We start from the raw sequence: 25,859 nt of genomic DNA on the forward strand, positions 1-25,859 counted from the left end.
TCCGGCGGCCGGATCGTCTGCATTCGAATGTCGTAGTGCATCGGCCATTGCGCGTAAACGGCGGCAAAGCCTCCGTCCCCCTGCAAGCCTTCAATCGAAGGAAGTTCGTATCTGAAATCATGCCGGCAATATGACCCTGCCCGCTGAAGACATTGCGGGACGAAAATACGCTACGAACGCTGAAAGATGCGCAAACCCGAAACTCAACGCAGCCGGATCGAAATGGTTCCATCGCCTTCACTTTTTTTGGAAGCGCTTGTGCTTGGAGACTTCCGCGCCGGCATCTGCAGGCAGACTGAAAAAGCGCAAGGACGATATGATGCCCATAAGGCCGACCGCCAGAAAGGCCCAGCGGAAATCGACAAGCGCAGGCTCCGGCGCTGAACGAAGCGCGGTTGAGACATTGAGCAGCGCCGCCGCAACAGCAACGCCGAGCAGCATGGCGGCCTGCTGGAGCATGCTGGACAATGTCGAGGCGGAGCTGCGCTGCGCCGGGCTGATATCGGCGAAGGCAAGCGTGTTCAGGGCGGTGAATTCCATCGAGCGCGAAAGACCGGCCGCAAGCAGGATCGCGTAGATTACCGCCAGCGGCGTAACCGGCGTGAAAAAGCCGCACGCCATGATGCACAAAGCCGCGATCAGCCCGTTCACGCAAAGAACATTGCGGAATCCGAACCGGGCAAGCAGCGGCGTCGTCACCGCTTTCATGCCGAGGTTACCGAGAAAATAGACGAGCAGATATGTGCCGGCGGCAATCGAGCTCAAGCCGAAACCTAGCTGGAACAGCAGCGGCAGCAAAAAAGGCGTGGCGTTGATCGCGACCCGGCAGGCCGTGCCCGCCGAGAGCGTCGACATCGCAAAGGTCTGGACTTTGAAGGCCGAGAGATCGAGTAGCGGATTTTCCACCTTCAGGAAATGCCGGGCGGCCATGACGGAAAGCACGATGCCTGCGGCAAGCATTGCAAAGACGGGAAGCAGGCTGCCCTCCCACTTCACGGAGAGTTCGAGCGCGGCAAGCACGAATGTCATGCCGGCGCCGCTTAGAATAAAGCCCAGCATGTCGAGACGACCCAGGTTCTCCTCGCGCTGCTCCGGTACGAAGCGCAGCACGAGCGCCATGCCGAGAAGGCCGATCGGAATATTGATCAAGAAATTCCAGTGCCAGCTTGCATAGGTCGTGATGAAGCCGCCGAGCACCGGCCCGATAACCGGTGCCGTCAGCGCCGGCCAGGTGATAAGCGCGATCGCATTCACCAGCTCGGATTTCGGCGCGCTCTTCAGGACGATGATGCGTCCGACCGGCGTCATCAGCGCGCTTCCCGCACCCTGGATCGCACGCGCGGCGATGAATTCCGCAAGGCTGCCGGAAAGTCCGCAGAAAAGCGAAGCGCCGGTAAAGACCCCAATCGACGCCAGAAACACCCGCCGTGCGCCAAAACGGTCGCCGAGCCAGCCGGAAAGCGGGATGAAAGCCGACATCGTCAGCATGTAGACGGTGATGCCGATGCTCATCGAGACCGGCTGCACGCCAAAGCTCGCCGCCATCTGCGGCAGCGATGTCGCGACGATCGTGCCGTCGAGAATCTGCATGAAGAACGATACGGCAACGACCAGCGCCACGATCTTCGCCTGGCCTCCGCTTGGCGCTTCGCCCGCTTTTTCACTCGTCTGTACTGTCGTCATCGATATGCCGTTGCGCATTGCAGGAGGAGATTCATATCGCCGCTGGGAACCGGGCAGGCAGGAGTCGGTACCCTGAATACGCCCCTTGCGCCGCCGGGAAAAGTTAAAAGGTCCAAGCCGCTTGCAATTTCCGGTTTCCCGCGCGATCCGGTGCGCATCAACGGCACAAATTGGCTTCACAAGCGTTTTACGATGATCGGCGGCAGTTTTCGCCACCGGAATTTCGATCGAGGGCATTTCGATGACGCCGGAAGACCGACGCGCTGTTTTCAGCCACCGCAGGATTGCAGCCATAGTCAAGGGAATAACGCGGGAAGACGGAACCGACATACCAATCACCGGCAAGTCGCTTGGCGAGGCAATTCTCTTCGTCTCCGAGGAGGCGGCAACCGATGCGTCGAACGTGCATATCATCTACGGTGAGCACGGTTCGCTAAGCTACACGGATTGCCTCAGCATCTACCGTGAATATGGCGCAGAGCTTCGTAGCGAACGGATGTAGACAGCCCGATGGGTTGCCCATTCGCATGGCAGCTATTCGCAACCGCATCTGCTCTCCGTAGGGATTTTTTCGTATTCGGGGATAACCTCCTCAAGTTCGATTCGAGAACATGTCCCCCATTCATTCGCCGGTCCGCGGTGTCCTCCTCGCATTCGCGGCCTACGCCGTCTTCGCTTTCAGCGATGCCTCCATCAAGATCCTTCACGGCGCGATCCCTGCCTATCAGGTTGGCTTCATCGGCGCCGTCTTCGGGCTGGTTGTCCTGCCGGTCGTCAAAGCGCGGGACGATTCCTGGCTCGATGTTGCCAGGACGTCGAACCGCACCCTTTGGGCGCTTCGCTTCGTCTGTGGAGCGATCGGCGCGATCGCCTCGATCATCACCTTCACGAAGCTGCCGATGGCGGAGGCTTTCTGTCTCCTCTTCCTGCTGCCCTCCTTCGTGACGATCCTCTCGGTCATCTTCCTCAAGGAGGATGTACGCTGGCAGCGCTGGACGGCCGTAATCGTCGGCTTCATCGGCGTGCTGATCGTGTTGAGGCCGGGCTTTCGCGAATTGTCTATTGGCCATCTAGCCGCCGCCATCGGCGGCTTGAGCGCGGCCATCTCCATCGTCATCCTGCGGGCGATGGGACCGGCCGAAAAGCGTATTTCGCTTTATGGCGCCGGGCTCATCGGAACACTGACCGTCGCCGGCCTGCTGATGCTTTCCGACATTGCTACTCCCACGCCGCGCGAGTGGCTCTTCATGGCGAGCTATGGCATTCTCGGGGCGATCGGCAATGTGCTTCTCATGACGGCGGCCCGATTCGCGCCCGCAAACCTTGTCGCACCGCCACAGTACAGCCAGATGATCTGGGCAATCGCCTTCGGCTATCTCATCTTCGATGACACGATCGATCTCCCGATGGCCGCCGGCATCGTGCTGATCATCTGCTCGGGCCTGCTGACCCTTGCCCGCGAGCGCAAGCGCGGCACGCCGCTTCCGGCCGCTGTCGTCTCGGTGGACAATCAGGCTCCCGTTTCTGCAACGGCAGAGCTTGCGGAAGCCGGCTTCGAGGGCGTGGAACGTCGAATTGCGGAATAGGCCCGCGATCGTCATAGTCCGGCCCTCGCTCGCTGCTATTCGAAAGCCGGAACAGTTTTTTCGCTCCGTCGGCACGGGAACAATCCGGAGAGGCGCTTGTTCCTGACAAAAGAGGGAGTTTCATGATTGATAAAAACAACGGCCGTGGCGAGCCGTCCACCCCGCTATCACCTTTGGAAGAAGAAAAGCGCCTGCTGGCAGAGGAGCGCCGGAGCTGGCTGATCTGGACCTTCGGGATTGCCGGAGCGATCGCCGTTGTCATCGTCATCGGCAGCATAGCCATTTCACCCGGCCCTGATCAGGCTACGACCGGATCTACCAAACCCCCGCCGCAGGTCGAAGCGCCGGCACCCTGATGGAGTGAATGCCGGTCGACAGCATTCCGACTTTCATGCGCGGTCTTTCGGCTGTATGACGCGACGACAACGAAAGGAAGCCGATGGCCGCGCGAGACCGTTTTTCGAAGAAGCTGACCTGCCCCCAATGCGGCAATACCGGTTTTGCCGAGGCCTCGGAGGACGACCACCATTCGCGCAAGCATCCCGCATTTCGTGTCGATCAGCTGCCAAAAGGCTTCTTCGAGCAAAAAAGCTCGAACTTTCAGGAAACCTATATCATTCGCTGCGAATGCAGCCGCAAGTTTCCGTTCCGCGCACTGACAGAGAAGACCGCCTGAAACGGCTCAGGCGAGACCCAGCGGAACTTCTGCGACCTTGCGGCCCGGACCATAATCGCGCTCGTGCGAGGAACGATCGCGCTCAATACGGCGGGCGCTGAAATCGATGCGGTTCGATTCGAAAATGCCGTCGGGATAGGTTCCGGTGTCATCGGTTTCGACTTCGGATTTGGCGGTAACGATTTTAAAGATCATGGGCTCCTCCAGTTCGCCGCCTTAACGGCTGACGGCGCGCTTCCGTTCCTTCATACGCGCGAGATAGTTAAAAATTAACCATACTCGACAGGCGGAAGATTGAATCTGCGGACGCCCGGTAACCCGACGCAGAGCACGGCACCGCAAGAATCGATCGAAGTCATTTCTTGCGATTGCAACAGAGTTACTTTCGTTTCCGGCATTCTCGTCATTGCAAAGAAGTGGTATCCTCGCTTTGGCAAAAAATAGGGGGAATCTCATGCCACGCTTAGCAGAACTCTACTTCAAGACCGCAGTCGTCTTCTTCATTGTCGGGATAGCCATCGGTTTGAACATGGCCATTTCCCATGATCATTCTGTTATCGGCGCCCACGCCCACTGTAATCTCTTGGGCTGGGTCAGCATGGCGATCTTTGGAGGGTATCACGCGCTGAACCCGAAAAAGGCCGAACGCCGTATCGCGCTGATCCAGTATTACATCTACACGGCGGGCCTGACGGTGTTGGTCCCTGCGCTCTACCTGATGCTGCGGGGGAACGCGGCCATGGAGCCGGTCGTGGCCGTTTCGTCGCTGATCATCTTCGCCGGCGCGTTGCTTTTCGCCTTCATTATCTTCTCACCCAAGGAACCGGCAATCACGCCTTCAGCCGCGCCGCTTCGGTAAGATCAATGCCGATAGGCAAGCGAGGGACGGCCACCGCCCCTCGCCCAGGCCTATCTCTTTTTCGAGCCAGCAGACAGCACGCGATGCGACGCGTCGTCCATCGCGCGGCTCGCTTCCTGGCCGTCACGCTTCAGGCCCCAGGCCGTATTTCCGCAAGACGAAAGCAGCAGCGCCGAGAGGCAGGCAAAAACGAACGCGGATTTCGGCATCGATTTCCCCCAATAGGAATTGACAACGTCCTGAACATGTTACGCCGCGCAATAAAATCAATACCGTACTGGAAGCGCGTGACGGCTTCTGCCGGCTGCGCGGTCTCTGCCTTGGTCAATTACGAGCGTGAGAAGATCCGTATGACAAGTGGATGCCTGAAAAACGGGTCGCCGTAAAACTCTGGCGTGCGCGCCCGGGGTCTGTCATCGCTGACGAGAACGGCGTGATTGCCTTAAGGGGCGGCTAAGCGTACTGTTGTTTATCGGCCCGATAATTCAACCGGGTGCCCGGGCCGATTGAGAGACGATCTGCTCTTGCCTGAAACAGGAGAGCTGTCATGTCTCGTTTCGAATTGTGTTCCTTTACCGATGATGACATCGAACTCGTAACGTCTGCAGTCGGGCGTTGGTCAGACAGGAATCATGTCGATGTCAAAAGCGAACACGGCCAGGCCGCGCTAACGCAGGCCATCGCCCTCGTCAGCTCCGGCATAAGGTTGCCGGAGGACATTGTGGCGCGGCTCGATGAGGTTTGCGCGCCGCCCGCCCCCGAGTACCCCAAGTCTCTTTTCGGCGAGTAGACGCTAGTGGCGACGAGGTAGCCCTTCGTTGTATGGCGCTAGCGTCCTAGAATGATTGCTTCAATCCGCCGAAGCGCATCGGCAAGGCTTACGCCCATCGCCATATCGCCGTTTCCGATGACGGCAAGCGCTCCAATCCCCATCAGCTTCCAACGCTGAACATCATCGGTGACCTTTCGCATTTCCGGAAGATCCTCCTGAATGGCCGTGACGCTGCCTAAAATAGCGGACCACTTCGGCGCAATCGATAATTCCAAATGGCTAATATATAGAGCAGGTTCGCCGTGATATTCACTTCGTTTCCAGTTGTGAATTAAGTCACGGAGGGGAAGATGTTTCGATGGAGCTCCCGGTTCGCATTTTTAGCCGTCTCTGCATTGGGTCTGCAGCCGTCCATGGCACCGGCTGCCGACGATACGAAGATTGCGCGCGGCGAATATCTCGTCACGATCGGCGGCTGCAACGACTGCCACACACCGGGATATTTCTTCGGAAAACCGGACAGCTCGCGATTTCTGGGCGGCTCGGATGTCGGTTTTGAAATCCCGGGGAAAGGCGTTTTCGTTGGCAGCAACATAACGCCTGATAAGGAGACCGGCATCGGCAGCTGGACCATGGAGCAGATCGTGACTGCGATTCAGACCGGGCAACGGCCCGACGGTCGCGCCCTGGCGCCAATCATGCCGTGGCATGCATTCGCGCGGCTCACCGAAGACGACGTGACATCGATTGCAGCATTCCTTCAAAACCTGAAACCGGTTAGCCACCAGGTACCTGGTCCTTTCAAGCCAGGGGAGAAGGTTTCAACCTTTATGTTCCGGATCTTGCCGCCGGGTGAAACCGCAGCCGCCGCGCCAAACTAGGAGGTAACGGATGCCGCGCGAAGGTGACGGTGGCGTTCCCAAGCCTTGAGTGCATTGGCGGAAGATAGACCGATTCAGACAGCCGCGCCGTACGTGCGCTACTGCTGCGTCGAAGGTTGCAACGAATGGGGTGGTCATGGCTTCTCGGCGTCACCAGGCGTGGAAACGCGGTGGTGGCCGCGGTGGGAGATATACTATTGCAGGGACTAAATCGATGCCTCCAGAACTGCCCCACACCACCGGTCACCACAAGAATTTCAACAAGTGCTTAGGTCACTGTTTTATAAAAAAGGGCCTGATGAGAAAGTCCCACACTAAAAATGAGATAATTGGAGAGAGAAAAGCGAAATAAATGAACTGATCGCCGATCGCCTGTAGCCCGAAAGGAAATAAAAAAATCAACAGAGGGTTTATGATGGCGAGCGGTATGAGGATGTCGGAATATTTCAATTGCCCTCTCCCTCATCAATCGAACATAGACTCCGGCTGACGTCGAAATCTATGTTCATTACCATACGCCCCTTCGAGCTATCTGTGGCTTCCACCGCTACTAATCCCCCTCCACTATCGGAAGAGGGAGCGCCGCCATAGTCACCTCAGTTCCCCGACCCCGGGACGATCCGCCTCTTCGTGGCCGCCCTCGCCGTCTCCGCGATCCACATCAGCCAGCGCTGCCACTCGATCCGATGCCTGATCGCATTGAGCGGACGGCAAGGCTGAGGCAGGCATGTCACACGAAACCTTTTGGTTCCGTGGGCACGGGATCGAGGGCTTTACCCATGTGGAAGAGAACCATGATCCGTGTCAACATTACGGTCAATCTAGCCCTTGTCTTTTCGGCATTGCGGCGATTTTGAAGGTGTTGCTCTGACGCAGGGCGTCGGCCTTACGGTCGGCGCCTTTCATATTCCGCCAAATCCCACGCTGAACCGTATAGAAGGCAAAGAGCCGGCTTGCCCACTTCTCACCCTCGAATGAAGGCTGCTCCGAACGGGCGAGCGCAATCTTATTCCCCATCTATTTTAGATCAAACCGCCCCACAGCTTGTGGAGAAGTCGAATAACCGGGGCGACAATGTGCAAAGCCGATCCTGTTGTTGAACTGCACTTGCGACTCATGGGCGTTCATTATCAATTGCTCATGCAACCAGCAAAGGAACGGCTATGGCACGCTACATTGCAGTTTACGATATCGCCGACACCTATCGAGATCCGCACGCCGCGTTTATCGCTCAAGCGGAGAAACTTGGATGGTCGACTTGGGTATGGGCGCTTACCGCAAAGAAATGGTATAAGCTACCCAACACCACCCTGATCGGCGACTTCCAAGATCGCGACGCGGCACAAGCAGCATTCAACGCCGCAGCAAAGGCCGCCAGAGCTGAGAAGGGTGAGCTTACGGTTGAGAAGTATTTTATCGCCGACTGGGACTCAGCCACATTTGACTCTGACGTCAAAGCCGACCCCGCGAAATGATCGCTCGTTCGGTGCGCTTAGACATAGGTGACTTTTGTCATCACCCCGGAAGCCGTGTGTTGTAAGGCCCCCGAGGTGGTTTCCTTCACCGTTCGTCACCGGCCTTTTCAAAGGTAAGGCGATAGACGCCGCCCATCTCGAACTGCTCAATGGCAGCCGGATTCGTGGCGGTCATGGAAAGCTCGCCCTGCGGCGTATACTTCGACCAGTCGCCATTGCCTTCCGGCAGGCCCTGCAGATAGCCGGCGAAGGCAGCAGCAAGCTTGATCTCGACGTTAACCTGGTCTGCCTGGCTGGTGGCGCGGTGATTGATTTCCTTCACGTAGAACATTGCCTGTACGCTCATGCGTCTTCTCCTTATTTGCCGGAACCCGCCAGCGCGGATGGATGTTGATTTTTCCGCCCTCGAATGAGGAAGCAAAAATGAACATCGGGAGCTGCGGAGCCTGAACAAATGGGCCTGCTTCGCGTTTAACCGTGACACTGTTGCGTAAGGGCGCCATACCGTTGCCTGAGGCAGGACATCATGTCTTCCGACATCTACACCCCATACGACCGCCGAGCAGAACTCGACGGCACTTGGACGGTTTTCGATGTCGTCACCGGCTACCCCGCAATGATCGGATGCAAGCAGCTCACCGAGCTGGCTGAGAAGAACGCGGCAGAACTAACAGACATGCTCAACCGGATCCCGGTGCGCGATAGATGGCGGCTCCCCAGACAGGCCACTCAGGGACTACCACCACGTACACAGGGCGTTGATCTCGGTCCGAATAGCCCAGGGTCGGCTCCACAGCCGAAGCCAGGGCTGTAATGTGTCAGGAAGTTCACCCGGGCAGAGCCTCAAACCTTCATCCCGCACCTGGGTTGGTTCACTCCGCTTGAACTTTAGCAAATCTCTTGCGTTTTACAGCGAACGCAGCGCCCGGATTTCCCGGTGGTTGATATTTTGTTTGACTCCCAATCACTTGCCGAAAGGATCATCTTCGATCTCGTGCATCATTCCTCGAGCGTGGCTTTGCGCGGCCGCACGGCGTCGATAGACCGGCACCAACTTGATGCCGAGACCGTCGAGCAGTGCGTCGAGCTTCCCTTTGCTCATATGCCGGCTGCCCTCCACATGATTGCTTTCTGATCTGCCGGGATACGATGCTTCCCCCGCGCCATCGGATGCTTAGGAGCTCCGCTCGACGTCACGCCCCAGCACCACAAGTCAGGATACGGCCCTTCCCCGGACTGGATTTCATCGGCAACATGATCCGCAAAGTCTATGTCCCAGGCTATCGCGCCCCAGCAGACAAACACTTTGGCTGCGGCTTTGGCCTTGGCAACGACATGAGGGAGATTGACGAAATAGAGATCGTCTCTGACGTCACATGCGCCATGCTCGATGGTTGCGACGATACGGCGGCACTCCGAAGGGTCTGAGGTGGAGAATGGATAGAGGTTGACGGCGTCATATCCGCCGAATCCGAACTCGCGGAACCATCTATTCCACCAGAGAGAGGTGTTGTCCTCTACGAGCTTTCCTGCCCTCGACGGATTGTGGCCGATGACACAAGCCTGCGGGCCTTCTCCCCATCGCCTGGTCAGCGTCAGCCGGTTCGGGCCGTAGAACTCGGCATCGCGATGCATCGCGAAGCCGAAGAGGTCAGTCATTCGCTCTCCTTCGGCCGGTAGGCACGCTTCAAGTGATGCCAGCAGTAATTATCGTCGCCGGTGGCCTGAGCACAAAAGATGAAGGGACGGCCTTGGTTACGGGAGGGAGGTCACACTGCGCAGTCTGGCGCGTGATGCGATGAAGCTCATGGAGAGCCGCTGGAGCGAGATTGAACCCCGGAACAGGAACGGAACGTGAATTGGAAACCAGTAGTTCGTATTTTCCGGAGTACCTCAAGATTTCCCAATGATTTCAAGAGGTTTTTGGTGGGTGATGTAGGGCTCGAACCTACGACCCGCTGATTAAGAGTCAGCTGCTCTACCAACTGAGCTAATCACCCGTTCGCGCTTGGCTGCGCGGTGTGACGGGGCGTATAAACAGGATCGCTGGTCTTGTCCAGCGCCCTGCCGAAAATTCTTTGATTTAATTTCGAAGAATTTTTCGCACGGCTGAAATGGGAATGAAATCAAAGGTCGAGCGTACCCGTGGCGATGCGCACCGCCTGCCCGCCGATCCGGGCATTGGAGATGGTCCCGGCTTCGACATCGACATGCAGGTGAACGAAGGACGGCCGGCCCATCTCCACGCCCTGTTCGACCGTGATCGGATGATGGCCGTCCGGCAGCCGGTCGAAATGATGGATCGCGCCTGAAAGAGCTGCGACAGCCGCGCCGGTCGCCGGATCTTCGGTTATTCCCATGTCGCTTGCAAACATACGCGCGTGGAACTGCGCCGAATGGTTCATGCCGGCGCGGCAATAGACATAGGCCGAGGCCAGCGAACCGTCGACGAATGGCACGGTCTTCTCCCATAGCTGCGGATCGAACTCGAGCCGCGTTGCAGCCCCAACATCGTGGACCGGCACCAGCAGGAAAGGAACGCCGGCGCTCCAGATCGAGGGCACGTGATTTTCAAAACCGATCTCCGTCACCTTAAGCGACAGCGCATTGGCGATGCCCAGCTTATCCAGCGGCATGCTGATCTGCTGCGATTTCTTCGGTAGATCGAATTCGGCAAAACTCGCCTCGCCCCGCCGCAGCCGAACCGCGCAGCGCACCGGCCCGACATTTTCCTCCAGCACCGAGACGAGATCGAGCGTCATGTCTCGGCCATGCGCGTCTTCGGCAAGCGCAATCGCCGCGCCGACGGTCGGGTGGCCGGCGAAGGGCAGTTCGCGGCCCGGCGTGAAAATCCTGAGCTTGGCTGTGTAAGCCGGATTTGCGGAGGGACGTACGAAGACGGTCTCCGAGAGGTTCATCTCTCGGGCGATCGCCTGCATCGCATCGTCGCTCAGATCGTCGCCGTCGAAGATGATGGCCAACGGATTTCCGGCGAGTTTGCGGTCGGTGAACACGTCATAGACGCTGTAGCTACGCGCCACGTCGGTCTCCTTAATCGGTCATCGAACCTGCAACCTGCCCGACCGGCGAAACGAGCGCAAGATATTAGCCGTCGTTTATATTGGCGAAATACCAATCGATGATCGGAAGCATGGCGACATTGTAAGGATAGGCCGAATGATCGGCTGAACGGATCGCGACCGCGCCGGCAATTTCCTTATCCTCGGCAACGAGCATATGGGCCGCGATCCGCTCGATCATTTCGTCCGCAGTTAGGTCGAACCGGAACAGCCGGAACACGGTCACCGTGCGGCGGAAGTGGCTGGCATAATAGGTGGCATCCGGCGTCGCGTCGCGAAGATCGAGACCCGTTTCCTCAATCACCTCGCGCCGCATATTGCCCTCGACGTCACAACAGCCGCCCGCGATATCGTCGAGGTCCAGCGAACCGGCGGCACAATAAACCTGGCCGGCATTCGCCGTGTGCGCACCCATGCGCACGGCGATGATCGCGCCATCCGACGACACCATGATGCCGAATGCGAAAAGATGGATGCCGCCTCGGCGCTCGGCCTGCTTGCGCCACCACATGAAGGTCGAGAAAGGAATGATATGGCCCGCGCCCGCTATACCGCCGTCGTTCAGGGCAAGCTCATGCTGAAACACCATTCGACCGTCGAAGAGCTCCGGTTTGTCCGATATCTCGCGCTTCCAGTTCTCGCCCGCAAGCGCTGCATTCTGCAGATGAAAAGGATGCTCGCCCGGCAGCACGCGAAGGTCGATCGAGGCGACAGGAAAAACAGTCCTCTCCGGTGGCCACCCGGCAAAATCATCTGAAAATTCAAGACTCATACTAAATCCAGTGTCATGACGACGGGGCAATGGTCGGAGGCTTTCGGTCGGTCCCAACCGGTGCGCGGATAGCGCTCGACTTCCTGGCCTGGCGGAAAGATCGTGCGGAAAGGCTGGCCGTTCCGAATGATCTCCGCCGCCCGGCCAACGTTCGCTTTCGCAAGCGCCGGTGAGAGCCAGAGATAATCGAGCTGGCAAAGCCACTGCTCTTCCGGTCCCCGCGCGTGATAGAGCGTCCAGCGGTCGAGCGGATCGCGGCGGCGAACGGCGTTCTCGGCAAAGTCGTCATGGCTGAACACGTCGAGCGCGCTTTCGGCCTCGTCGTTGTGTTCGAACCGGTACCCGCTCCGGCGCACGCCGATGACGTTCACCCGCTCCTGATAGTCGTTCATGTCGCCGCAGATCACGAAATTCTTGTTGGCTGTATGTCCGGCGCCGAACCTATCCTCGATGATCCGGCGCACGGCCAGCGCCTCGGCCCGGCGGACGGGCATCGTCGCCTGCCTGCTGCTGACGCCGTTGGTGCGTGGCCCATCCATCGACTTGAAATGCACGACATAAAGCGACAGCGGCACGCCGCCGATCACGAGGTCGAGTTCCAGGCAGTCGCGCTTGAAGATCTTGTCGTCAATACGGTTCGTGAGCGCCAATTGATCGTTGAACAAATCGAGATCGCGATAGGTGAGCATCGCGTGGCTCTTGATCTCCTTCAGTTCGATCTTCTGACCGTCATGCGTTTCCTCACGCATGAGGACCGCGACATCGATACCGCGGCTGTCATTGCCCTTGACGAGATATTTCTGCCGGTAACCGGTTCCCACCATCCGGAAAAGATAGCCGTACTCGAAGGCCTGCAGCGCCTCAATATTGTCGATTTCCTGGAGGCAGAGAATGTCAGCAGCGGCATCGGCGATCGCAAGCGCCGTCATCTGTCGCGTATCGTCAGTCGAGGCGATGACCCGCGCCTGTTCGAGCTGCTGATAGACGCCTTCGCTCTGCACCTCGAAAAGCTTGATCACACGGTCCTGGCGCAACTGATTGCGAAAGCCGGTGAAATCGAAACGCGTCATCAGGTTTTCGACGTTGAATGTGGCAAGGCGAAGCGACATCGAACATTTCCGGTTGGCGTTACGTCATTTGTAGAGACGAAAGAGGCATTCGGGAAGGCTGCTTGGACGAAATCAGAGTCGCCATGCGGCACGGATCGCGACCTTCAACACGTCGCCCGCCTGCACTGCCGTACGGCTGAAAGCGCGCAGCATCTGGCCATCCTCCAGGGCGAGTTTCAGCGCGTAACGCTCGCCTTCATAGAGAACCGATTCCACCGTGGCCGGAATGCCCTCGCCGCCGAGCAGGACGTCTTCGGGACGCACGAGCATATCGATCTTCGGTCCCTCGCCTGGCTTGCCGGCAATAACAGCCTGGAGCACTTTCCAGTCGAGGTCGCGCCTGTCACCGACCGGATACCGCGCGGTCAGGATCGCCCCTCGCCCTATCAACCCACCGACCATCCGCCCTTCGGGGCGCGCGTAAATTTCGGCCGGTGGGGCGACTTGCAACAGGCGCCCTTCGGACATCACCGCAACGTCCGTGGCCAGCGCCATCGCCTCGCTCTGGTCGTGCGTCACATAGATCATCGTGGCGCCGGAACGCTGGTGAAACTCGCGAAAGGTCTCCTCCATCTCCTGCTTCAGATGCCGATCGAGATTGGCGAGCGGCTCGTCGAGCAGCACCACATCCGGCGATGTCACCAGGCAGCGTGCCAGCGCCACGCGCTGGCGCTGCCCGCCCGAGAGGTCGGCTGGACGCCGCTCGGCGTAGTCCGCAAGCCGCACCGTCGAAAGCGCATCCCGCACCTTCCGGTGATAGGTTTCGCCTGCAACGCCGCGCACCTTCAGCGGGTAGCCGACATTGCCGGCGACGTTCATATGCGGCCAGAGCGCATAGGACTGGAAGACCATTGCCATGTTGCGCCGTTCGGGCGGCAGAGATTGCGAAGCATCGGCAAGCAGCCGCTCGCCGAGATGGATCGAACCGTCGCTCGGTGTCTCGAAGCCTGCGATCATTCTGAGCACCGTCGTCTTGCCGCAGCCTGAAGGGCCGAGCAGCGCCAGGAACCCTCCCTCGCGCACGTCGAGTGAAAGCGCGGTCACTGCCGGTTTTCCGGTGCCGAAATCCTTGGCTACATGATTGAGGATCAGCTTCGCCACGGCACCACTCCCTTGGGAAGCCGCTTTGCCAGCAATTCCAGAAGCAGCATCGTGACGACGACCATGACGACGACAAGCACGGAAAGCGCAGACGCCAGATCCGAGCTGCCGCTGTCATCGAGATTGTAGATTGCCACGCCGAGCGTCTGCGTACCCGCTGACCAGAGCAGCGCTGAAATCGTCAGCTCGTTACAGGCGATCAGGAAGACGAGAATGACGGAAGCACCGGCTGCTGGGGCAATCAGCGGCACGATGACGTCCCTCAGCCGCCGGAAGAAGCCTGCGCCGGAAAGCCGTGCTGCCTCTTCCAGCGCTGGATCGAGCTGGTGGAACGCGCTGACGACCGGCTTCAGGCTGACGGCAAAGAAGCTCGAGAGATAGGCGATCAGGATGATCCAGATGGTGCCGTAAAGCGTGACGTTGAGAACAGGCACCGGTGCGGCAAAGACGAGGATGAAGCACACCGCAATGACGATGCCCGGCAGCGAATAGGGTATCTCGATCAGACTTGAGACGATACGCGCAATCGCGTCCTTGCGCCGCGTCAGGGCATAGGCCGCCAGAAAAGTCACCAGCAGGAGACACACCGCCGTTCCGGCCGCAAGCGAGAGCGAATTGATAAAGGCCGTCCGCGTCACCGCCTGGCGGAAGAGAATTTCATGAAAGGCGCTGAGGGACATGGTTTTGAAGGTCAGCGGCACGCCATAGGCCGGCACCAATGCTCCGGCAAGCAGCGCGAAGAACGGGGCTGCCAGCATGAAGAACAAGATGATCCAAAGCAGCGGCACGAACAGATACTTCCAGCTGCCGAGACCGAAGGCCGCTGTCGCGCCCGAAAGGCCAAGCACACGATAGTCCCGGCCGCGCAAGGCCCGATCCTGGATCGCAAGCCCTGCCACCGAAATGATCGCGATGATTGCCGACAGCAGCGCCACATCACCGAACGTACGGCTGGTGAAGGCCGAGAATTTCGAGAAGATCAGCGTCGGCAAGGTATATATCGAGGCGGGAATGCCGAGGATCGCCGGAATGCCGAAATTGCCGGTGCAGGAGACGAATGAGATCGCCGCACCCGCGATGACACCGGGCAGCGACAGCGGCAGGATAATATCGCGAAAGACACGAAAGCTGGATGCGCCCGAAAGCCGTGCAGCCTCCACGCCGTCGCGCGGCAACGCCATCAGCCCGGCCCTCAAAGCCAGATAGACGAGCGGCGCATGCTGCACGCCGTAGAGCAGCGCAATACCGCCGACCGAATAAAGCGGCTGCGGGGAGCCTAGCGGTGGCGCGATGTGCAATGCTTTGAGAAGCGGGCTCGACGGGCCGGACATCTGCACCCAGGCCAGCGCCGTCACCTGCGGCGGGATCATCATCGGCAGCACGAAGAGGAAGCTCAAAAGCCCCTTGCCGCGAATATCCGTCAGCGTCAGCAGGAAGGCGAAGGCGCAGCCGATGACGAGCGAAAGCGCCGTGCCGAGAACGGCGGTGACGATCGTGTAATAAGTGGCCGACCAGAGGGCCGGATCGGCAAGTACGGCAGCCACGCCACCATTCGCCAACGCGGCAATGCCTGCAACGGCGAGCCGCGCCAGCGGCAGCACGCTGAGAACCACAACCATAAGAATGACAAAGGGAAACAGCCAGGCCGGCTGGCTGCTTCCCGCACGAACATATCCCTGCATCGGCTATCCGGTTGTGATCAGTTCGATCCGTAGATGCCCGAGAAGGTCTTCAGATCCTGATCGGTATTCTTCAGCGCTTCGCCAGCCTTGATCGGTAGCACCTTGATGCTGTCGCGTGCCGGAAAACCTTCCGGCAGCTTCATGCCGTTACGGGCCGGAATATAGCCGAGCTTCACGAAGGCTTCCTGGCCCTTTTCAGACAGCACGTAGTCGACGAATTTCTTCGCCGCGTCGGCGTTCTTGGTACTCGCCAGAATGCCGACGGGCTCGGTCACGGCCGAAACGCCCTCTTGTGGGAAGACGAACTCGACCGGTGCGCCCTTTGCCTTCTCGCGGATCGGCATATAATCGACGACCATGCCGTAAGCCTTCTCGCCGGAAGCGACCGATTTCAGGACCGCGCCGTTGCCGCCGGCAGCTATGGCGCCGTTTGCGGCAAGGGCCTCGTAGTAGTCCCAACCGAGGCCATCGACTGCAGCCAGCGTCTGGGCGTGGATGAGAGCCGCACCCGAGGTCAGCGGGCTCGCCATAGCAACGAGGCCCTTGGCGTCCGGCTTCGTCAGATCCTTCCAGCTCGCCGGCTTCATTGGAGCCGAGGTATTATACATGATGCCGGTAGTGATCAGCTTGGTGGAATAATAGTAGCCCTCGGCATCGTAGAGCGCGGCGTCGTAGTTTGCCGCTTCCGGCGACTTGTAGGCGAGCAGCTTACCGGCTTCCTTGAGGCGCTCCAGCGTCACCGTGTCGGCAATCAAGAGCACGTCGGCAACCGGATTGCCGGCTTCGATCTCGGCCTGGAGCTTCGCCATGATCTTCGGCGTGCCGTCGCGCACCCAATCGACCTTGACGTCCGGATTGGCGGCCATGAAGCCATCGACCGTCGCCTGCGCGTCTTCGTTCGGCTGGCTGGTGTAGAGCACGAGATCGGCGGCCTCGGCCGAAACGGAAATGAAACCGGCAGCCAGCAGTGCGGTAAAGATGGAGAGCTTCTTCATGGCAATTCCCTCATGATGAACATGAGCGTTCCATAGAGAGGCCGAATAACATGATTGTGACAGTCGGCTAAAGATCGCCGCGAATACCGGCGCGAGCCGCACTTGACCGTAACGGTACTCCGCTATCTTCTAACCCGCGTTTCGATTTTTGATTTTTGAAGTTGGGAGATGAGCAATGGAATATCGTCTGCTTGGCCGCTCGGGCCTCAAGATTTCGACCGTGACGATGGGCACGATGACTTTCGGCGGCAAGGGCTGGGCGAAGATGGTGGGCGATCTCGGCGTTGCCGAGGCCCGCCGCCTCGTCGACATATGCCTCGATGCAGGCGTCAATCTGATCGATACCGCGGATGTCTATTCGGCCGGTATTTCGGAGGAAATTCTTGGCGACGTCCTTGGCGGCAAGCGCAAGAACGGCGTGCTGATCGCCACGAAGGCGCGCTTCCCGATGGGCGACGGCCCGAACGACGCCGGCTCGTCGCGCCAGCACTTGATCGCAGCCTGCGAGGCAAGCCTCAGGCGCATGAAGACCGATGTCATCGATCTTTACCAGCTCCATGAATGGGACGGCCAGACGCCGCTCGAAGAAACGATGGAGGCCCTCGATACGCTCGTGCGCCAGGGCAAGGTCCGTTATGTTGGCTGCTCGAACTTTTCCGGCTGGCACGTCATGAAAGCACTCGGCGTCAGCGAAAGGGAAAGGCGCCAACGCTTCGTCAGCCAGCAGATCCACTATACGCTCGAAGCCCGCGACGCCGAATACGAGCTGCTGCCGATCAGCGTCGATCAAGGTCTCGGGGTTCTCGTCTGGAGCCCGCTTGCGGGCGGCCTCCTCTCCGGCAAACATCGCCGGAACCAGCAAACGCCGGAGGGCACGCGCCAGTTCGCCGGATGGGACGAGCCGCCGATCCGCGACGAAAACCGTCTCTGGAATATCGTCGAAACGCTTGTCTCGATCGCCGAAAGCCGCGGTGTATCGGCCGCACAGGTGGCGCTTGCCTGGCTGATCGGCCACAGGGCCGTGACCTCCGTCATCATTGGCGGGCGCACCGATGCGCAGTTCAAGGATAACCTCGCGGCCGCCGAACTGAAGCTAACGGAGGAGGAGCGCAAACGCCTCGACGACGTCAGCCTGCCGCCGCTGATCTATCCTTACTGGCACCAGCTCAATACGGCGAGCGATCGCCTCAGCGAGGCGGACATGGAACTGTTCGCCCCGCACCGCCAGAAATAGGCTTCAAAGGGATCGGCGGCGTTCAGCCGCCGATTTCCTTGGCGATCAGCTTGCCGAGACGACCGATGCCTTCCTCGATCATGACGTCGTTGGCGCAAGAGAAGCTGAGGCGGATCGTGTTCTCGCCCGAGCCGTCGGCAAAGAAGGCCCTGCCGGGAACGAAGGCGACCTTGGCGGTCTCGATCGATTTCGCAAGCAACGCCGCGCCATCCATGCCTTTCGGGAGCGTAATCCAGATGAACATGCCGCCTTCCGGTTTCGTCCAGGTGATACCGGCCGTCATATGCTTGGCAAGCGCTGCCAGCATCGCGTCGCGGCGATGGCTATAGGCGGCCTTGATCTTTGCAACCTGCGCATCGAAACCGCGCTCGGCGACCTGGGTAATCGCCATCTGGTTGATCGTCGAGGAATGCAGGTCGGCCGCCTGCTTCATCAGCACGAGCTTACGGATGACCGGCGCGTTGGCGACGACGAAGCCAACGCGAAGACCGGGCGCCAGCGTCTTCGAGAAGCTGCCGCAATAGATCGTGCGGGTGTTGTCGATATGCCCCTTCTTGGCGATCTCCAGCGCCAGGATCGGTGGGACCGGCTCGCCGTCATAACGCAGCGATTGGTAGGCGGCATCTTCGATAACCGCGATATCGAGTTCTTCCGCAAGTTCGAGTACCTTTTCACGGCCCACGCGATCGACGGTCTCGCCGGTGGGGTTCGAAAAGTCGGCGGAGAGATAGGCGAACTTCACCTTGCCGCCATTCCGGGCAGCCGCCGCGCGGTAAGAATCCGGCGTGCGGTTTCCATTGGGCGTCAGCTGGTCGTAGGACGGCTCGTACGCATTGAAGGCCTGCAGCGCGCCGAGATAGGTAGGCCAGGTAACGAGCGCCGTATCCATCGGCGAGAGGAAAAGCTTGCCGAGATAATCGAGTCCCTGCTGCGAGCCAGAGACGATGAAGACGTTGTCGAGCTCGCAGGGGATATCGAGCGCCGCCATCTGCTTCACCAGCCATTCGCGCAGAGGCTTGTAACCTTCGCTCACCGAATACTGCAACGCCGAGTCGACAGCCACGCCATTGAAAATATCGGCATAAGCCGCCTGGAATTCCTTGCCGGGAAACAGCGCCGGATCCGGAATGCCGCCGGCAAACGAAATGATGTCCGGCTGGTCAAGAAGCTTCAGAAGCTCGCGGATTTCCGATGCACGCATGCGCGACGAACGCGTGGCAAACATATTCTCCCAATTCAACATGGGCGTTTCCTCATATTTTCTATAGCCGCCACCAGACCACGCAGCCGGATTTATGTCAACAATACTGACCTATTTTCTTGTCATGGTGACAAGTTTCAGGTCTTGTATTCGAAAGCGGCAGGGACAGGAATAGCGGGCCGATGGAAATCGAATGGCTCTTGACCGATCCGCGCAGTATTCTTACCTTGTTGAGATCGATACCAAAGAGGTAAGAATGGCCACTGCAACGTTGTCCACGAAATTTCAGATTTCCATTCCCAAGGAAGTGCGCGACCAGCAGCACTGGACGGCGGGCCAGGAGTTCGTCTTTATCCCGAAAGGTAAAGGCGTATTGCTGATGCCCGTCCCGGGATTGAACGATCTGCGCGGGCTTGCAGAAGGCGCAAACGCCGAGAATTATCGCGACAGGAACGACCGCTTTTGATGCGGGTCGTCGATAGCTCCGCGTGGATCGAATGGCTGGTTCAGGGTCAGGCCGCCGATCGCATTCAAGGCGAAATACCCGAGCGAACTCAATGCATCGTTCCCACCATCGTACAGCTCGAGCTTGCAAAATGGCTGGAGCGGGAACGTGGCGAAGAGGCCGTCGACAGTTTCTTCGCTTACACGGCCACATGCGTCATCGTACCGCTCGACACGGTACTTGCCCGCAGGGCGGCAGAGATTTCGGCTGTTCACAAGCTGGCTATGGCCGACGCGATCATCTATGCGACTGCGGAAGAGCATGATGCCGATATTTTAACGCTGGACGCTCACTTCAAAGATTTGGATCGCACCCTTTATTTCGAGAAGAACGGATGACCTCTTCATTCTACGACGAAAATGCCGAGATCTACGCCTCGCGAAACCGCAAGCTGCCGACGGCGCGGCTCGATGTGTTTCTCTCCGCCCTACCCTCCGGAGCTGCAATCCTCGAACTCGGTTGCGGCGGCGGACAGGACAGCGCCTACATGCTTTCGAAAGGCTTCGACGTGACGCCGACGGATGGCTCGGCTGAACTGGCCAAGCAAGCTGAAAACCTGATTGGCAGGCCCGTGCAGGTGATGCGTTTCGAAGAATTGCAGTCCGAGAACGAATTCGATGGCATCTGGGCCGAAGCCAGCCTGCTGCATGTGCCGCGCGCGGACTTGCCCGGCGTGCTCGCGTGTATCCGCCGGGCGCTGAAGGATGGCGGCGCACTCCACGCGAGCTTCAAGGCGGGAACGGCAGAGGGCCACGACGGCTTCGGCCGGTATTACAACTACCTTTCCGCGGCCTGGCTTTCGGAATTGCTGACGGCCGGCGGCTGGCGGCACATCACCATCGGTGAAACAGATGGTAGCGGCTACGACAACAAGCCAACGCGCTGGCTTCACCTCCAAGCACAAAAATGAAAAGGCTGGAGCGTTCGCCCCGTCCTTGGCCCGTGATTGACGCCGCTTGATTGGCTGCCTTTCGTCGGGCGTGATCCCGTCCGCCTCACCGGCGTAGCCCCGCGGGACGGCAGATCTGCCGACGCTCAGGCCGGCGTGACGGAGCGCACCGTGCCGTTATTGTCGACCACGCATGTAAATTTCCGGCCGCTTGCGTCGAGGTCGACGCCATAGGTCGCCGCATCGATCTGACGCGAACCCGTCGGCAGGATCTTTGTACTCTCTGTGCCGGCGCTCTTCGCCGCCGCGTTGGCGCAAATCAGTTGCAGATCGGCCGGCGCCGTCTGCAGGCTGGTTCGCGACATCTCGGTCGGTGGCGGCGCCGACGATTGGCAGGCGCCAAGAAGTGCGGCCGCAACCGAAATGAATGCCATCGTCCAGTTCAAACGCCCGTTCATAGGTATTCCCGACACGTCCGCCTCCGTTCCTTTTGTTGCCAGCGCACTCCCGAAGACAGCGCTCTCACCGGCCTTGCCCCCGCAGTCCTTCAGATGCCCTTGTAAAGCGCCGCTCCTTGCATCAAGACGATGACCTTCGCACCAACTGAGACCCGGGAGTAAAGGTCGACAACGTCGTCGTTGTTCAGCCGGATGCAGCCGGACGAAACGTCGAGCCCGATCGTCCACGGTTCAACAGTTCCGTGAATGCGGTAGATCGTGTCGCTGTCGCCTTCGTAGAGATACATCGCTCGCGGGCCGAGCGGGTTGTCCGGGCGCCCTCCCGGCATTCCGGCGGCCCATTTTGCCGCGTTAGGGTCGCGCGCCACCATCTCCGGCGGCGGCGTCCACGTGGGGTTTTCTGCCATCCGTCCAACGCGGACCATACCGGCCCAACCGAACCCCTCGCGCCCGACGCCGATGCCGTAGCGGATTGCCTGGCCTCCGGGCTGCACGAGATAGAGAAAATGCTGGTTTCCGTCGATGATGATCGTGCCCGGCTCCTCGGCCGTGCGGAACGTTACAAGCTGCCTGCGGAACGCCTCCGGAGGCTGCTTGTTGCGCGCATAGTATTGCCGCGCCTTCTTCTTATCGAAGTCGACCCATTTGTGCGTCTTCGAATCATAGATCTGCGTCTGTGCGAGAACAACGAGCGGTCCCAGGCACACGGCGGCAGCAAGAACGAATGCGCCGATTCTGCGAGGCCGCGCGACGACGGTTTGGCGGCGATCGAAGCCCTTCGTCATTGCTTAGCCCACCCGTCGATTCGTGTTGCATTGGCTTCGACCCATCTGGTCGCGTAGTCGATCGGCAACTGGCGCTCCACCTCGAGCGCGTAGCTCATCTTCGTCACCTCTTCCTGCGAGAAATCCACGTGATCGAGAAACCTGGCGATATCGGGGTGTTTCTTGCCGAAGGCGGTGGCGTAGGCGATCCGGAACTCGGTGGCGTCCCAGGCCGTGGTCGCGCTCGACTTGCTGATCCACAATGGATCGCGGGCCGGCACGATCTTCCACTTGGCATCGTCGTGCGGCGGCTCCTCGAGACGGACGAGTTTGTGGAGTTCGAATACGTGGTGCGGCGCATAGCAGTAAAATACCATCGGCCGACCTGTCGCCACTGCCGCATCCACCGCGGCCATGGCCACGTCCTCCTCCACTTCGACCAGCGTCAGGTTCGCCCCATAGCCATAGCTGTTGGCCCGCACGCGCTCGATGCCGGTCGACAGCCAGGTGGGCGCGCCGATCCACATCTCGCCAAGCCCATCGTCATCCGTATCGAGGATCTTCGTCTTGGCCGCATCGGCCAAGTCGCTGACCGACTTTATGGTCTTTGCCGCCTCGGGCGTCGCACAGAGGCCTTGCCATGCAGCCACGCCGCGCGGCGACAGGGTCACGGTGCTCTTTTCCGTCACGTATTTCTTGATGAGCTCGTCGAAATTCGGGCGCCACACCTCGGGCTGAATATCGACCTTGCCGCCATCGAGCCCGACGAAAGCATTGAGCGTGCCGAGCGGCTGAATTTCTGCTTCGAGACCGAACTTCTTGGCGATCCCGACCTTCAGGATATTGGCGGCCGCCTGCCCCGACGGCCAGTTCGGCATGGCGATCACCAGATCTGTCGCGCCGGCTGGCAGGACCGCCGCGAGCGCGAATACGAGCGCCATGGAGCAAATGCGCAGTTTTGTCTTCACAGTCCCCTCCGAGCAGATTGACCTGACCGATCCGAATGACATGCGAATGCGAGATGCCTGCGAGTGGATGGCCGAAAGCCGGCACCACCAACCAATTGCGACGCGATATCAAGACCGCGTCTCAGCATTTTTCAATTGCTTCTGTTCTTTAAGCCCAATTCAGCGCGCTGTGCCCGCTCAGTTTCCACCAGCGAGAGCAAGATGCCCAGCTTCTTGGCCCTCGTCAACTTGCCGTTGACGGTTTTTTATCTTGGGATGCCGGAGATTGCCGGCACCTTGCTCCAAAATAAAGGGCCGGAGCGTTGCGCCCGGCCCCTTCTAATCAGCAGTCAAGACGCGCTTAGTTGACGCTCTTGTCGACCAGCTTGTTCTTGCCGATCCACGGCATCATGCCGCGCAGCTTGGCGCCGACTTCTTCGATCTGGTGCGAGTCGTTGACGCGGCGGATACCCTTGAAGCGCGAGCCGCCGGCGCGGTATTCCTGCATCCACTCGGAGGTGAACTTTCCGGTCTGGATGTCCTTCAAGACGCGCTTCATCTCGGCCTTGGTTTCTTCGGTGATGATGCGCGGGCCGGTAACGTACTCGCCCCACTCGGCTGTGTTGGAGATCGAGTAGTTCATGTTCGCGATGCCGCCTTCATAGATCAGGTCGACGATCAGCTTCACTTCGTGCAGGCACTCGAAATAGGCCATTTCCGGCGCATAACCGGCTTCGACCAGCGTTTCGAAACCAGCGCGGATGAGCTCGACGAGACCGCCGCAGAGGACGACCTGCTCGCCGAAAAGGTCGGTTTCGCATTCTTCGCGGAAGTTGGTTTCGATGATGCCCGAACGGCCGCCACCGACGCCGCAGGCGTAAGAGAGAGCGAGTTCAAGTGCATTGCCGGACGCGTTCTGGTGAACGGCAACGAGGCAGGGAACACCGCCGCCCTTCTGGTATTCGCCGCGAACCGTGTGGCCCGGGCCCTTCGGCGCGATCATGACGACGTCGACCGAAGCCTTTGGCTCGATGAGGCCGAAGTGGACGTTGAGGCCGTGCGCGAAAGCGATCGCGGCGCCGTCGCGGATGTTGGCAGCAATTTCCGCCTTGTAGATGTCGGCCTGCAGTTCGTCAGGCGTCGCCATCATCATCAGGTCGGCCCACTTGGCGGCTTCGGCAACGGTCATGACCTTGAAGCCGTCGGCTTCAGCCTTCTTGACGGTCGGCGAACCGGCCTTGAGCGCGATGACGACGTTGCCGGCGCCGCTGTCCTTCAGGTTCAGCGCATGGGCGCGGCCCTGCGAGCCGTAGCCGATGACGGCGACTTTCTTGGACTTGATGAGGTTGAGATCGGCATCACGATCGTAATAGACGCGCATTTGAAGTTCCTTCCCTTTGCTTGTCGTGTTGATGGTAGAACAGCGGAAATCAGCTCAGCGCCGGCATTTCCGCCAGAACCTTCTCCGTGCCGTAAAGCCGGAGGAAGGCGGTGACCGCCCTCTCCGCCTGGCGTGCGGTATCCTTGAGGCCTGGCTCGCCGAGCAGCATGCGCACATGCAGATCGGAAACAATCAGGCCGTAAAGCGTGTGATAGGCTTCGTCGGCATCATAAAAGCGCAGCAGCCCGGCCCGCTTCCCCGCATCGATCAGCGCCATGGCGCGGCGGTCGATCTGGCGGCGGCCGCGCTCCAGAAGCAGCTTGCCGAGCTTCGAGCCGTCGCGATGCGACTGGCCGATCGCCAGCCTGTTCAACGCAAGCGAGACATCGCCGGCCAGAACCTCCAGCAGGTCGCGTGCGAAAAGGACGACATGGTCATGCAGGCTTGCCGCCGTCAGCCGCTCGCCATTGCGCTCGAAGGTGCGCACCTTGCTTGCCTGATAGGCGATCATCGCAGACAGCAAGCCATCGCGGTCGCCGAACCACTTGTAGAGGCTTTCCTTGGAGCAGTTGGCGGCGCGCGCGACGCCGGAGGTCGTCAGCGCCTTCTCCCCGCCATCGACAAGAAGCTGCAGCGCCTGCTCCAGAACGGCGTTCTGACGCGGCGAAAATTCGCTGGGCTCCAAGGTTTCGACAGACACGATATGCGCTCCCAAATACGTACCGTACGGTACGGTTCGTGGGTGCTTATCGCGCAGACGCCATCCCCCGTCAAGAGGGGTCACGACAGGCGAAGCACAAATTTTCTGCAGCCGGCCGCTTTATTCGGCAGCGGTCGCCAAGAGTTCTGCATCGACGTCGCGCGCAGGCGAGATCCCGTAAAGACGGCTGTATTCCCGGCTGAATTGCGACGGGCTCTGATATCCGACGCGATGCCCGGCCATTCCGGCATCCAGCCGCTCGACCATCATCAGGCGACGCGCCTCGTGCAGGCGGAGCTGTTTTTGGAACTGCACCGGCGTCAGTGCTGTGACGGATTTGAAATGATGATGGAACGAAGAGACACTCATGCCGACATGATCGGCGAGCGTTTCGATCCTCAGGGGTCGCGCATAGTTTTCCCTGAGCCACGCAACCGCGCGGGCAATCCTGTTGCTCTGGCTTTCTGATAGCACAATGCTCAGGAGGCGCGGGCCGTCCGGCCCCGTCAGAACGCGATAGAGAATCTCCTGCTCGATCAGGGGCGCCATGGCGGCGATATCGTTTGGACGGTCAAGCAGGCGCACCAGCCGCACGGCGGCATCCAGCAATTCCGGCGGCGCAGCGTTGACGACCATGCCGCGCAGCCCGCCGGTATTCGCCTCCGGGCGCGGGATGTCGACACGGTGCAGAAGCGCAGCAACCCGCTCGGCATCGATCGCCATTGCAAAGCATAGATGGGGCGCCTCCGGGTGTGCTTCCGTCACACGCCACGACACCGGAAGGTCAAGTGACGTCAGGAGGTAGTCACCGGTGCCGTAGTTCAGCGTTTCCGTCCCAAGCCTGACGCTCTTTGCGCCCTGCAGCACCATAGCGACGCAGGGGCGGTAGGCCGAGTGGAAAGGTCCCGCGGGCTGGGAACGGCGGCTCAGGAACAGGTTGCCGATTGCCGTCGTGAACTCGCCCTCCCCGGACGTATGGCGCGCCGCGATGGAAGCGATTTCCTGATAAGGGTGGAAGGGCAGTGTCATTGAGTAACTCGTTCTGAGAGGCACAGTTCATTTTATCTAAGCTTCATGGCAGCATCCCACAAACCCGAAGTCGCATTATG

The 25,859-nt window shown here is 59.7% G+C and carries 33 protein-coding genes and 1 tRNA gene; 13 read left to right on the forward strand and 21 right to left on the reverse strand.

Features of this window, described 5'->3' with window-relative positions; all coding sequences use genetic code 11:
• Window positions 1-237: 237 nt before the first annotated feature.
• Entirely contained in the window at window positions 238-1,683 is a 1,446-nt protein-coding gene (locus tag BN1800_RS18510; RefSeq protein ID WP_087000144.1) for an MFS transporter, read from the reverse strand.
• A gap of 241 nt (window positions 1,684-1,924) precedes the next feature.
• Here BN1800_RS18510 and BN1800_RS18515 point away from each other — a divergent pair, with 241 nt between their 5' ends.
• The 4 genes from BN1800_RS18515 to BN1800_RS18530 all read left to right on the forward strand — a co-directional run bounded on the left by BN1800_RS18515 (window position 1,925) and on the right by BN1800_RS18530 (window position 3,945).
• Window positions 1,925-2,185 carry a hypothetical protein gene (locus tag BN1800_RS18515; RefSeq protein WP_027508945.1) on the forward strand — a complete coding sequence of 87 codons (261 nt, stop codon included), beginning with the start codon at window positions 1,925-1,927 and terminating at the stop codon, window positions 2,183-2,185.
• Window positions 2,186-2,294: 109 nt separating this feature from the next.
• A complete protein-coding gene (locus tag BN1800_RS18520; RefSeq protein ID WP_087000012.1) occupies window positions 2,295-3,269 on the forward strand; it encodes a DMT family transporter in 975 nt (324 codons plus the stop codon).
• A gap of 122 nt (window positions 3,270-3,391) precedes the next feature.
• Entirely contained in the window at window positions 3,392-3,625 is a 234-nt protein-coding gene (locus tag BN1800_RS18525) for a hypothetical protein (protein WP_087000014.1), read from the forward strand.
• An 83-nt stretch (window positions 3,626-3,708) separates the two neighbouring features.
• Entirely contained in the window at window positions 3,709-3,945 is a 237-nt protein-coding gene (locus BN1800_RS18530) for a hypothetical protein (RefSeq protein WP_087000016.1), read from the forward strand.
• 6 nt (window positions 3,946-3,951) lie between these two features.
• On the opposite strand, the gene BN1800_RS18535 is transcribed toward BN1800_RS18530, so the two are convergent.
• Window positions 3,952-4,140, reverse strand: a complete 189-nt coding sequence (locus tag BN1800_RS18535; protein ID WP_087000018.1) for a hypothetical protein — start codon at window positions 4,138-4,140, stop codon at window positions 3,952-3,954.
• Window positions 4,141-4,399: 259 nt separating this feature from the next.
• On the opposite strand from BN1800_RS18535, the gene BN1800_RS18540 reads away from it, so the two are divergent.
• Entirely contained in the window at window positions 4,400-4,804 is a 405-nt protein-coding gene (locus BN1800_RS18540; RefSeq protein WP_027508941.1) for a hypothetical protein, read from the forward strand.
• 50 nt (window positions 4,805-4,854) lie between these two features.
• On the opposite strand, the gene BN1800_RS18545 is transcribed toward BN1800_RS18540, so the two are convergent.
• Window positions 4,855-5,013 carry an entericidin gene (locus BN1800_RS18545; protein ID WP_087000020.1) on the reverse strand — a complete coding sequence of 53 codons (159 nt, stop codon included), beginning with the start codon at window positions 5,011-5,013 and terminating at the stop codon, window positions 4,855-4,857.
• 338 nt (window positions 5,014-5,351) lie between these two features.
• Between BN1800_RS18545 and BN1800_RS18550 the strand changes: the two genes are divergently transcribed.
• Complete coding sequence (locus BN1800_RS18550; RefSeq protein ID WP_087000022.1) at window positions 5,352-5,594, forward strand: hypothetical protein; 243 nt, start codon at window positions 5,352-5,354, stop codon at window positions 5,592-5,594.
• Window positions 5,595-5,632: 38 nt separating this feature from the next.
• Here BN1800_RS18550 and BN1800_RS42485 read toward each other — a convergent pair whose 3' ends face one another.
• A complete protein-coding gene (locus BN1800_RS42485) occupies window positions 5,633-5,851 on the reverse strand; it encodes a DUF1515 family protein (protein ID WP_037141260.1) in 219 nt (72 codons plus the stop codon).
• 75 nt (window positions 5,852-5,926) lie between these two features.
• Between BN1800_RS42485 and BN1800_RS18560 the strand changes: the two genes are divergently transcribed.
• On the forward strand, window positions 5,927-6,457 hold the full coding sequence (locus BN1800_RS18560; protein WP_087000024.1) for a c-type cytochrome: 531 nt from the start codon (window positions 5,927-5,929) through the stop codon (window positions 6,455-6,457).
• A 1,163-nt stretch (window positions 6,458-7,620) separates the two neighbouring features.
• Window positions 7,621-7,932, forward strand: a complete 312-nt coding sequence (locus BN1800_RS18570; RefSeq protein ID WP_087000028.1) for a hypothetical protein — start codon at window positions 7,621-7,623, stop codon at window positions 7,930-7,932.
• A gap of 85 nt (window positions 7,933-8,017) precedes the next feature.
• Here the strand turns inward: BN1800_RS18570 and BN1800_RS18575 are convergent, their stop codons facing one another.
• Complete coding sequence (locus BN1800_RS18575) at window positions 8,018-8,278, reverse strand: hypothetical protein (RefSeq protein WP_087000030.1); 261 nt, start codon at window positions 8,276-8,278, stop codon at window positions 8,018-8,020.
• A 180-nt stretch (window positions 8,279-8,458) separates the two neighbouring features.
• Here BN1800_RS18575 and BN1800_RS41980 point away from each other — a divergent pair, with 180 nt between their 5' ends.
• Window positions 8,459-8,746, forward strand: coding sequence for a hypothetical protein (locus tag BN1800_RS41980; RefSeq protein ID WP_087000032.1), 288 nt, complete (start codon window positions 8,459-8,461; stop codon window positions 8,744-8,746).
• Window positions 8,747-8,896: 150 nt separating this feature from the next.
• Here BN1800_RS41980 and BN1800_RS41440 read toward each other — a convergent pair whose 3' ends face one another.
• The 9 genes from BN1800_RS41440 to BN1800_RS18620 form a co-directional block, all read right to left on the reverse strand.
• Window positions 8,897-9,034, reverse strand: coding sequence for a hypothetical protein (locus tag BN1800_RS41440; protein ID WP_179213822.1), 138 nt, complete (start codon window positions 9,032-9,034; stop codon window positions 8,897-8,899).
• Window positions 9,031-9,591, reverse strand: coding sequence for a DUF1643 domain-containing protein (locus tag BN1800_RS18585; protein ID WP_087000034.1), 561 nt, complete (start codon window positions 9,589-9,591; stop codon window positions 9,031-9,033). The genes BN1800_RS41440 and BN1800_RS18585 overlap by 4 nt, the downstream gene beginning before the upstream one ends.
• Before the next feature lie 265 nt (window positions 9,592-9,856).
• A tRNA-Lys gene (locus BN1800_RS18590) sits at window positions 9,857-9,932 on the reverse strand.
• Between the two features lie 126 nt (window positions 9,933-10,058).
• A complete protein-coding gene (locus BN1800_RS18595; RefSeq protein ID WP_027508933.1) occupies window positions 10,059-10,973 on the reverse strand; it encodes a PhzF family phenazine biosynthesis protein in 915 nt (304 codons plus the stop codon).
• A gap of 64 nt (window positions 10,974-11,037) precedes the next feature.
• Window positions 11,038-11,784, reverse strand: coding sequence for a DNA mismatch repair protein MutT (locus BN1800_RS18600; RefSeq protein WP_087000036.1), 747 nt, complete (start codon window positions 11,782-11,784; stop codon window positions 11,038-11,040).
• Window positions 11,781-12,893 (reverse strand): endonuclease/exonuclease/phosphatase family protein, encoded by a 1,113-nt coding sequence (locus BN1800_RS18605; RefSeq protein ID WP_027508931.1) that lies wholly within the window; start codon window positions 12,891-12,893, stop codon window positions 11,781-11,783. The genes BN1800_RS18600 and BN1800_RS18605 overlap by 4 nt, the downstream gene beginning before the upstream one ends.
• Window positions 12,894-12,965: 72 nt before the next feature.
• On the reverse strand, window positions 12,966-13,994 hold the full coding sequence (locus tag BN1800_RS18610; protein ID WP_087000038.1) for an ABC transporter ATP-binding protein: 1,029 nt from the start codon (window positions 13,992-13,994) through the stop codon (window positions 12,966-12,968).
• A complete protein-coding gene (locus BN1800_RS18615; RefSeq protein ID WP_087000040.1) occupies window positions 13,982-15,676 on the reverse strand; it encodes an ABC transporter permease in 1,695 nt (564 codons plus the stop codon). Before BN1800_RS18615 ends, BN1800_RS18610 begins: the two co-directional genes overlap by 13 nt.
• Window positions 15,677-15,693: 17 nt before the next feature.
• Window positions 15,694-16,671, reverse strand: coding sequence for an ABC transporter substrate-binding protein (locus BN1800_RS18620; protein ID WP_087000043.1), 978 nt, complete (start codon window positions 16,669-16,671; stop codon window positions 15,694-15,696).
• 175 nt (window positions 16,672-16,846) lie between these two features.
• On the opposite strand from BN1800_RS18620, the gene BN1800_RS18625 reads away from it, so the two are divergent.
• On the forward strand, window positions 16,847-17,905 hold the full coding sequence (locus BN1800_RS18625) for an aldo/keto reductase (protein WP_087000045.1): 1,059 nt from the start codon (window positions 16,847-16,849) through the stop codon (window positions 17,903-17,905).
• A gap of 22 nt (window positions 17,906-17,927) precedes the next feature.
• Here BN1800_RS18625 and BN1800_RS18630 read toward each other — a convergent pair whose 3' ends face one another.
• Window positions 17,928-19,148 carry an aminotransferase-like domain-containing protein gene (locus BN1800_RS18630; protein ID WP_087000047.1) on the reverse strand — a complete coding sequence of 407 codons (1,221 nt, stop codon included), beginning with the start codon at window positions 19,146-19,148 and terminating at the stop codon, window positions 17,928-17,930.
• A 214-nt stretch (window positions 19,149-19,362) separates the two neighbouring features.
• On the opposite strand from BN1800_RS18630, the gene BN1800_RS18635 reads away from it, so the two are divergent.
• Genes BN1800_RS18635 through BN1800_RS18645 form a run of 3 tightly spaced genes read left to right on the forward strand, consistent with a single transcriptional unit; the run spans window position 19,363 to window position 20,521 of the window.
• Window positions 19,363-19,572, forward strand: coding sequence for an AbrB/MazE/SpoVT family DNA-binding domain-containing protein (locus tag BN1800_RS18635; protein WP_027508925.1), 210 nt, complete (start codon window positions 19,363-19,365; stop codon window positions 19,570-19,572).
• Window positions 19,572-19,949: a type II toxin-antitoxin system VapC family toxin gene (locus BN1800_RS18640; protein WP_087000049.1), complete on the forward strand. Its 378-nt coding sequence runs from the start codon at window positions 19,572-19,574 to the stop codon at window positions 19,947-19,949. Before BN1800_RS18635 ends, BN1800_RS18640 begins: the two co-directional genes overlap by 1 nt.
• Complete coding sequence (locus tag BN1800_RS18645) at window positions 19,946-20,521, forward strand: class I SAM-dependent methyltransferase (RefSeq protein ID WP_087000051.1); 576 nt, start codon at window positions 19,946-19,948, stop codon at window positions 20,519-20,521. Before BN1800_RS18640 ends, BN1800_RS18645 begins: the two co-directional genes overlap by 4 nt.
• A gap of 125 nt (window positions 20,522-20,646) precedes the next feature.
• On the opposite strand, the gene BN1800_RS18650 is transcribed toward BN1800_RS18645, so the two are convergent.
• From BN1800_RS18650 to BN1800_RS18675, 6 genes are all read right to left on the reverse strand, one after another.
• Window positions 20,647-20,958, reverse strand: a complete 312-nt coding sequence (locus BN1800_RS18650) for a hypothetical protein (protein WP_425299041.1) — start codon at window positions 20,956-20,958, stop codon at window positions 20,647-20,649.
• 89 nt (window positions 20,959-21,047) lie between these two features.
• A complete protein-coding gene (locus tag BN1800_RS18655) occupies window positions 21,048-21,743 on the reverse strand; it encodes a L,D-transpeptidase (RefSeq protein ID WP_087000053.1) in 696 nt (231 codons plus the stop codon).
• Window positions 21,740-22,663 (reverse strand): ABC transporter substrate-binding protein, encoded by a 924-nt coding sequence (locus BN1800_RS18660; protein ID WP_244564552.1) that lies wholly within the window; start codon window positions 22,661-22,663, stop codon window positions 21,740-21,742. The genes BN1800_RS18655 and BN1800_RS18660 overlap by 4 nt, the downstream gene beginning before the upstream one ends.
• Window positions 22,664-23,030: 367 nt before the next feature.
• On the reverse strand, window positions 23,031-24,050 hold the full coding sequence (gene ilvC, locus BN1800_RS18665; RefSeq protein WP_027508918.1) for a ketol-acid reductoisomerase: 1,020 nt from the start codon (window positions 24,048-24,050) through the stop codon (window positions 23,031-23,033).
• A gap of 49 nt (window positions 24,051-24,099) precedes the next feature.
• Window positions 24,100-24,765, reverse strand: a complete 666-nt coding sequence (locus BN1800_RS18670; RefSeq protein ID WP_027508917.1) for a TetR/AcrR family transcriptional regulator — start codon at window positions 24,763-24,765, stop codon at window positions 24,100-24,102.
• Between the two features lie 105 nt (window positions 24,766-24,870).
• Window positions 24,871-25,779, reverse strand: a complete 909-nt coding sequence (locus tag BN1800_RS18675) for an AraC family transcriptional regulator (protein WP_027508916.1) — start codon at window positions 25,777-25,779, stop codon at window positions 24,871-24,873.
• Window positions 25,780-25,859 lie beyond the last annotated feature (80 nt).

The sequence above is a fragment of the Rhizobium sullae genome (assembly GCF_900169785.1).
Classification (GTDB): Bacteria; Pseudomonadota; Alphaproteobacteria; order Rhizobiales; family Rhizobiaceae; genus Rhizobium; species Rhizobium sullae.